A 7531-nucleotide genomic window follows, 5' to 3' on the forward strand; every position below is an offset into this window, starting at 1 on the left:
AGTACTCGATGTTCGATCTGACTGGCAAAAAGGCGCTTGTCACCGGCGCGACCGGCGGCATCGGCGGCGCGATCGCGCAGGCTCTGCACGCGCAGGGCGCCACCGTTGCGATATCTGGAACGCGCAAGGAAGTGCTGGACGAACTGGCCGGCAAGCTTGGGGAGCGCGCCCTCGTGCTGCCCTGCAATCTCTCCAAGGCCGACGAGGTCGAGGCGCTCGTGCCGGCCGCGGAAGCTGCGATGGGTCAGGTCGACATTCTCATCGCCAACGCCGGCATCACGCGTGACAATCTGTTCGTTCAGCTTCGTGATGAGGATTGGGACGAGGTCATCAACGTCAATCTGACCGCGACCTTCCGCCTGGCGCGCGCCGCCACCAAATTGATGATGCGCAAGCGCTTCGGCCGCATCATCGCCATCACATCGGTGGTCGGCGTCACCGGCAATCCCGGGCAGGGCAATTACACCGCGTCGAAGGCCGGTCTGATCGGCATGATCAAGACGCTGGGCGCCGAATACGCCAAGCGCGGCGTCACCGCGAACTGCATCGCGCCCGGCTTCATCAAGACGCCGATGACGGATGCGCTCAACGACAAGCAGCGCGAGACGATTCTGACCAAGGTTCCGGCCAACCGTCTGGGGACGCCCGAGGACATTGCAGCAGCCGCCGTCTACCTGAGTTCGAACGAAGCAGCCTATGTCACCGGCCAGACCATCCACGTCAACGGCGGCATGGCCATGATCTGATACGCCGTTCCGCACTGCCCACATGGGCGGGCGGGATGCGGCAAACGGCCGTTTCCAGAGCGAATTGAGGCGTGTAGTCAAGGCAGTTGAAGTATGATAACCGGACCTTCAACGGATGGGCAAAGAACGCCATTGCAGGTTTTTGAAACCCTGTATATTGGCGATGCGGAGCCTTGGCCGTCGTTCGCCGGGCCTCCATCGGTTAAGGTGGGGCCAAATCAAAGTTCGTAAGCGAAGGCAGTCAACGACCACGACGGCTCGTATCGTCCCGGGGGGTCGGGTCTACAGGGAACAACACGAGGTTATGCAATGAGTGACATTGGCGAACGGGTTAAGAAGATCGTGGTCGAACACCTTGGTGTTGAACCCGAGAAGGTTGTCGACGCAGCGAGCTTCATCGACGACCTCGGCGCCGACAGTCTGGACACCGTCGAGCTGGTGATGGCGTTCGAAGAAGAATTCGGGTGCGAGATTCCGGACGACGCCGCTGAGACGATTCTCACCGTCGGCGACGCGACGAAGTTTCTCGAGAAGAACGCGAAGAGCTAGGGCTCTTCATTATCGCGGGACAACATTGAAACCGGACGGGCCGCTTCGCAGCGGTCAGCCGGTTTCTTGTTATTGGCCGTGAATCTTTCGATGCGGAGTTTCGGATATGAGGCGGGTTGTCGTCACTGGTCTCGGCATGGTGTCGCCACTCGGCTGCGGCGTCGAGCCGACCTGGAAACGCATCCTCAACGGCGAAAGCGGTGCGCGCAGGATCGAGAGCTTCGATGTCTCCGATCTGCAAACCAAATACGCCTGCACCGTCGTGCGTGGCGACGGCAGCAACGACAGCTTCAATCCCGATATCTGGATGGAGCCGAAGGACCAGCGCAAGGTCGACGACTTCATCATCTTCGGCATGGCCGCGGCCGGCCAGGCCCTCGACGATGCCAATTGGCATCCTGAGACCGAAGAAGACAAATGCGCGACCGGCACTATGATCGGGTCCGGCATCGGCGGCCTCACTGGCATCGCCGACACCGCCATCCTGCTCAAGGAACGCGGACCGCGGCGGGTTTCGCCGTTCTTCATTCCGGGCCGCCTGATCAATCTCGCCTCCGGCTATGTCTCGATCAAGCACGGGCTGAAGGGGCCGAATCATTCGGTGGTTACGGCCTGCTCGACCGGTGCGCACGCGGTCGGCGACGCCGCCCGCCTCATCGCGCTCGGCGATGCCGACGTCATGGTCGCCGGTGGCGCCGAGTCGCCGATTAGCCGCATCGGCATAGCCGGCTTCAACGCCGCGCGTGCGCTGTCGACCGGCTTCAACGAGACGCCCGAGAAGGCCTCGCGTCCCTACGACAAGGACCGCGATGGTTTCGTGATGGGTGAGGGCGCCGGCGTCCTCGTCCTGGAAGAGCTCGAGCACGCCCAGCGCCGCGGCGCCAGGATCTACGCCGAGGTGATCGGCTATGGTCTGTCGGGTGACGCCTATCACATTACATCGCCGTCACCCGATGGCAATGGCGGCTTCCGCAGCATGTCGGCTGCGCTCAAGCGCGCCGGCCTCACGGCATCCGACCTCGATTATATCAACGCGCACGGCACTTCGACGCCGCTCGGCGACGAGATCGAGCTCGGCGCGGTGGAGCGGCTGCTTGGCAACGCCGCCTCCAAGGTTGCGATGTCCTCGACCAAATCGTCGACCGGCCATTTGCTCGGTGCGGCCGGCGCGATCGAGGCGATCTTCGCCATCCTCGCGATTCGCGATAATGTCGTCCCGCCGACCATCAACCTGGACAACCCGTCGGTGGAGACTGCGATCGATCTCGTGCCGCACAAGGCGAAGGCACGCGAGGTCAACGTCGCGTTGTCGAATTCTTTTGGTTTCGGCGGTACTAATGCGTCGGTGATCGTCCGGCGCTTGGCCCATTAGTTTGTGTTTTCGACGAATCCACCGTTTTGCCGTATTCGGCGATAGTCATACTCGTGGGCGCGTGCATTTGGCTCGGCAAGCGATTGTCAGGCTGCGATTGAACCGGCAGGATTCAGGTTGCTTCAATGAGTGAAAGGCCGCCCATTTCGCCCCGCAGTCCGCGGGCAGCGCTCGAGCCCGAGCAGGTCCCGCCGCCGCCGAAACGATCGGAGCGGGCGCGCAATCCGTTCGTCGTGGTCGGCAACGCCATCATCACCCTGCTGCTGATCGCCATGCTCGGCGCCGGTGGCGTCTATTATTACGGCCGGCAGGTGCTCGAGGCGCCGGGGCCGCTCAAAGACGACAAGGTCGTCAACATTCCCCAGCGTGCGGGCAAGCGCGACATCGCCGAGACCCTCAACAGGGAAAGTGTGACTGACGTCAATCCGTGGGTGTTCATCGCGGCGGTGGCCGCGCTGAAGGCGAGCTCGGACCTGAAGCCCGGTGAATATTCGTTCCAGAAGAATGCGTCCTTGCGCGACGTCATCGCCACCATCGTCGAGGGCAAGGTCGTCCAGCACGCCGTTACGATTCCGGAAGGCCTGACCTCCGAGCAAATCGTGGCGCGGCTGTCCGACAACGACATCTTCACCGGCAGCGTGCGCGAATTGCCGCGTGAGGGCACGCTGCTGCCGGAGACCTACAAGTTCCCGCGGGGGACCCCGCGCGACCAAGTGATCCAGCGCATGCAGCAGGCGCACAAGCGCGTGCTCGCGGAGATCTGGGAGCGCCGCAGCCAGGACCTTCCGGTCAAGACTCCGGAGCAACTGGAGACGCTCGCCTCGATCGTCGAGAAGGAGACCGGCAAGCCGGATGAGCGCAGCCGGGTGGCTGCCGTGTTCGTCAATCGCCTCAAGCAGAAGATCAAGCTGCAGTCCGATCCGACCATCATCTACGGCCTCGTCGGCGGCAAGGGCACGCTCGGCCGCCCGATCAAGCGGAGCGAGATCACGCAGCCCTCGCCCTACAACACCTATGTGATCGAGGGCCTGCCGCCGGGCCCGATCGCCAACCCCGGCCGCGCCTCGCTGGAGGCCGCCGCCAACCCGGCCCGCACCCGCGACCTCTTTTTCGTCGCGGACGGCACCGGCGGGCATGCCTTCACCGAGACCTACGACGCGCACCAGAAAAACGTCGCCAAGCTGCGCGCGATGGAGAAGCAGATCCAGAACGACACGGTCGAGCCAGCCGACGACGCGCAGGCGCCGGCCGCCGCTGCGCCTGCGGCCGCTGATCCCGCGCCGACCGCGACCACGCCGGCCCGGCCGACCCAGCAGAAGAAGCCGCCGGCGCGGCCTGCTGGTCCGGCACCCGCCCGCCAGGGCGCCGTGCAGCCGTCGCCGCCGGTGATCCAGCGCTAGTTGCGCAGACCTGCCTACGGGACTTTGCGGATTACACTTTCCCGCAAAATAGTCTTAAGATTCGCGTGGCCTGATGGCCTTGCGAATCCTGTGTTTCCGGAGAATTTGACCTGATGGCGCTGTCGTCCATGACCGGCTTTGCCCGAAGCCACGGCGCGAGCGGGCCGTATACGTTCGAATGGGAATTGAAGTCGGTCAACGCCAAGGGCTTTGACTTGCGGGTGCGGCTGCCGCAGGGGTTCGACGAGCTCGAGGCCCATGCCAAGAAGCGCGCCGGCGAGCTGTTGTCGCGCGGCACTGTCTACGCCAATCTCACCGTCAAGCGCGCCAATGCGGCAGCCTCCGTCCGCGTCAATGAGGACGTGCTCAACGCCGTACTGAAGGCCGCCGCCGTGATCGCCGGCAAGGTCGACGCGGTGGCGCCGAGCGTCGATGGCCTCCTGGCTATCAAGGGTGTCATCGAGGTCGCCGAGCCCGAGGGCAACGAGGAGGAGGACAACACCGCGCGTTCTGCCGCAGCCAACGCATTCGACAAGGCGCTCGCCGATCTCGTCGAAATGCGCAAGCGCGAGGGCACCTCGCTCGGCCAGATCCTGACCCAGCGGGTCGACGAGGTCGAGGAACTCGCGAAGAAGGCGGAAGCGGCGCCCGGCCGCAAGCCGGAGGCGATCAAGGCCAGGCTCGCCGAGCAGATCGCCACTCTGCTGGACACCTCAGACCGTTTCGATTCAGATCGCCTGATGCAGGAGGCGATTCTGATCGCAACCCGCGCCGACATCCGCGAAGAGCTCGACCGCATCGCCTCGCACATCGCGCAGGCGCGCGAGCTGATCGGCAAGGGTGGTCCGATCGGGCGCAAGCTCGATTTCCTGGCGCAGGAGTTTCACCGCGAGGTCAACACCTGCTGCTCGAAGTCGAATGACATCGAGCTGACCAATACCGGGCTCGCCATGAAGAACGTGGTCGAGCAATTCCGCGAGCAGGTCCAGAATCTGGAGTGATCGATGACGACGGGCGGTCACGGAACTGACGGTGTCGAGCGGCGCGGGCTGATGTTCGTGCTGTCCTCGCCATCGGGCGCGGGCAAGACGACGCTGTCGCGGATGTTGCTCGAGCGGGAGCCCGGCCTAAAAATGTCAGTGTCGGCGACCACGCGTCAGATGCGGCCGGGAGAGGTCGAGGGGCGCGACTATTTCTTCGTTAGCAAGCCCAGGTTCGAGACGATGGTGGAACAGGGCGAACTGCTCGAATGGGCCACTGTGTTTGACAATCTTTACGGGACGCCGCGTGCGCCGGTGGAGGCGGCACTATCGGCCGGGCAAGACGTACTTTTCGACATCGACTGGCAGGGCACGCAGCAACTGCACCAGAAAGCGAGCGTCGACGTGGTTCGCGTCTTCATCCTGCCGCCGTCAGCCGGCGATCTCGAGAAGCGGCTGCATTCGCGTGCGCAGGATTCCGACGAGGTCATCCGCAAACGGATGAGCCGCGCCAGCCACGAGATGAGCCATTGGGCCGAATACGACTACATCGTCATCAACTACAATGTCGATGACGCCTTCGCCGAGGTGCAATCGATCCTGAAGGCCGAGCGCCTCAAGCGCGAGCGGCGGACTGGCCTCGTGAGCTTTGTGCGAGGGCTGCAAGGTCAGCTTCAAGGCTAGCAAGGTCGGCGTCAGGGCTGGGGTGCGTCAGCCGCGGCCCTTCCGTCGCCAGCCGCTCCAGCATCGCCGTGATGATATCGATGTCGACGGCGGGAGCCTCTTCGCGCGCATGGTCTTCATGCACGACCGCGTCGTGCTCTGCCGCCTCTTCGTGGTGGACATCGTCGGCGGCGAGCTGGGGCGCCGGGGCCTCGATCTCGAACTCGCCGTCGAAATAGTCGATCTCCGTCTCGTCAGGCTCTGCCGCCGCGACATCAATGGAACGGCCAGGCGCAGCAATCCGGCCGATCGCGTTGGAGAATGCGGCGATCTGCGGAGCTTCCACACGCATGGCATCGAAGTCCACGGGACGCGGCCGCTCGACGCGCCGCGTCGGCTCGGTGTGCCAGGGCGCACGGCTGCCGTCGTCGTCCTGCCGATGGTCCCAGTTGACGCGGCGATCTGCAGCCTGGACGCGCGAGCGTCCGCCGGCGAAGCGGTAGATCATGCTGGCGATGAGGCCGGCGAGCGTCAATGCGCCGACGATAACCAGCAGCAAGGTCTGGAGCGAGCCGGTCGGCTTGTCGGCGGCACTATCGGCGGTGGCGAGCGTCACCGGGGCAGGGGATGCCGCCGGCTTTGCGCTCGGCTGTACGGACGCCGCTGCAGGTGCGGCAGTCGTTGCAGGAGACGGCTGCGGTGAGGGCGAAGCGGGTGCGGCATCGGGCCAGCGCGTGGCGACAGCGGGCTGCGCCGCATTGGCATCAATGGTGCCGGGAACTGGCTGCATTGTGGCTGCGGCCGGCGCCGGCGCGCTCGCAGCGGAGCTGGTCTGCGGCGCAATGTATTCAGCATGCGCATTCTGCAGCGATTGCGGCGCAGTGGGAGCAGCATCCGGCGTGTCGGTCGTCGCCTGCGCGCTCTGCGTGGCCTTAAGACCTTCGGCGCGCAGATACCAGCATTGCCGCTTGGTCGAACGCTCGAGACGATAGAACCAGTGCTGGCCCTGCGGCGCGGCACCCTTCGGCGAGGCAAGACAATCGGCTGCCGCATTCGCAGTGCTTGCGGCCGCATTCGCAGTGCTTGCGGCGCTGGGTGCACTCGGCGCGTTCTGCGAAACAGCAGCCAATGGTGCGCCGGCAATGATACTGCCAATCAGCGCGGATATGAACTTTGCGGTGCGGTTGCCCATCCTGGTCTCCCGATTACGCATGACGCAACTCGTTACCTTTTCCTTCTCAACAAAGAGTTAGGTGGCAATGAGCCGCAAATCCGGAGAGGATGTGGCTTGAATCGGGCCTGCGCTGCGTTCGTTCCACCGCGAATTGGGTCATTTCGGAGGCGCGCTACCCATACTACGACCTCGCGAACACGCCTTCGCGATCTCGTGACCCGAAGGCCCGAGCGTTGTTGCATCGTTCGCGCGCTTTGAGACCAAAGGGCGCAGGGAAGGCCGGGCGCCGGGGCACCCGCAGGTCCGTGCGCTACGAAGATGCACACGGGGTGGACCACAGGTTGGCCGAACACCCGGCCTTCCCTGCGCGGTTGGTTTTAACGGTGTCCTTCGTGCTCTTGTGTCCGGAAAATCTGCCAGAATGTGCGAACGGGCGGTTCTGACCAACCGCCCGTCGCTGGATCTGAGCCCGTTCGTGCTCGAAGGCCTTGAGCCTGTCGGGGAGCGAGGGACAGATCCGGTGTCTTCCTCAACCCGAACAGTTGCATGGGCTTTGAGCCCGAACCGAGCAAGGAAGGGAGTGGATGATGGCACAAAACGATGTCGTTGTCGCCGGTATCGACGTGGCCAAGGACAAGGTGGATGTG

At 64.2% G+C, this 7531-nt stretch carries 7 protein-coding genes; 6 read left to right on the top strand and 1 reads right to left on the bottom strand.

Features of this window, described 5'->3' with window-relative positions:
* Window positions 1-8 precede the first annotated feature (8 nt).
* The 6 genes from fabG (at window position 9) to gmk (ending at window position 5731) form a co-directional block, all read left to right on the top strand.
* Window positions 9-746, top strand: a complete 738-nt coding sequence (gene fabG / locus YUA_RS0137345) for a 3-oxoacyl-[acyl-carrier-protein] reductase (RefSeq protein WP_027535227.1) — start codon at window positions 9-11, stop codon at window positions 744-746.
* Window positions 747-1055: 309 nt separating this feature from the next.
* Window positions 1056-1295 (top strand): acyl carrier protein, encoded by a 240-nt coding sequence (locus YUA_RS0137350; RefSeq protein WP_008130699.1) that lies wholly within the window; start codon window positions 1056-1058, stop codon window positions 1293-1295.
* 106 nt (window positions 1296-1401) lie between these two features.
* A complete protein-coding gene (fabF, locus tag YUA_RS0137355) occupies window positions 1402-2667 on the top strand; it encodes a beta-ketoacyl-ACP synthase II (protein ID WP_027535228.1) in 1266 nt (421 codons plus the stop codon).
* Window positions 2668-2792: 125 nt separating this feature from the next.
* On the top strand, window positions 2793-4067 hold the full coding sequence (gene mltG, locus YUA_RS0137360; RefSeq protein WP_027535229.1) for an endolytic transglycosylase MltG: 1275 nt from the start codon (window positions 2793-2795) through the stop codon (window positions 4065-4067).
* Window positions 4068-4180: 113 nt separating this feature from the next.
* On the top strand, window positions 4181-5068 hold the full coding sequence (locus YUA_RS0137365) for a YicC/YloC family endoribonuclease (protein ID WP_027535230.1): 888 nt from the start codon (window positions 4181-4183) through the stop codon (window positions 5066-5068).
* 3 nt (window positions 5069-5071) lie between these two features.
* Window positions 5072-5731, top strand: coding sequence for a guanylate kinase (gene gmk, locus YUA_RS0137370; RefSeq protein ID WP_027535231.1), 660 nt, complete (start codon window positions 5072-5074; stop codon window positions 5729-5731).
* Here the strand turns inward: gmk and YUA_RS0137375 are convergent.
* Window positions 5664-6902: a hypothetical protein gene (locus YUA_RS0137375; protein ID WP_027535232.1), complete on the bottom strand. Its 1239-nt coding sequence runs from the start codon at window positions 6900-6902 to the stop codon at window positions 5664-5666. The two genes, gmk and YUA_RS0137375, sit on opposite strands and share 68 nt — an antisense overlap.
* Window positions 6903-7531: the final 629 nt, after the last annotated feature.

The organism is Bradyrhizobium sp. WSM3983, from assembly GCF_000473045.1.
Taxonomy (GTDB): Bacteria; Pseudomonadota; Alphaproteobacteria; order Rhizobiales; family Xanthobacteraceae; genus Bradyrhizobium.

Excerpts from the sequence above, each read along its gene's own strand:
- YUA_RS0137350 (WP_008130699.1), top strand. The coding sequence starts at position 1,056 with ATGAGTGACATTGGCGAACGGGTTAAGAAGATCGTGGTCGAACACCTT.
- fabG (WP_027535227.1), top strand. The coding sequence starts at position 9 with ATGTTCGATCTGACTGGCAAAAAGGCGCTTGTCACCGGCGCGACCGGC.
- fabF (WP_027535228.1), top strand. The coding sequence starts at position 1,402 with ATGAGGCGGGTTGTCGTCACTGGTCTCGGCATGGTGTCGCCACTCGGC.
- YUA_RS0137375 (WP_027535232.1), bottom strand. The coding sequence starts at position 6,902 with ATGGGCAACCGCACCGCAAAGTTCATATCCGCGCTGATTGGCAGTATC.
- YUA_RS0137365 (WP_027535230.1), top strand. The coding sequence starts at position 4,181 with ATGGCGCTGTCGTCCATGACCGGCTTTGCCCGAAGCCACGGCGCGAGC.
- mltG (WP_027535229.1), top strand. The coding sequence starts at position 2,793 with ATGAGTGAAAGGCCGCCCATTTCGCCCCGCAGTCCGCGGGCAGCGCTC.
- gmk (WP_027535231.1), top strand. The coding sequence starts at position 5,072 with ATGACGACGGGCGGTCACGGAACTGACGGTGTCGAGCGGCGCGGGCTG.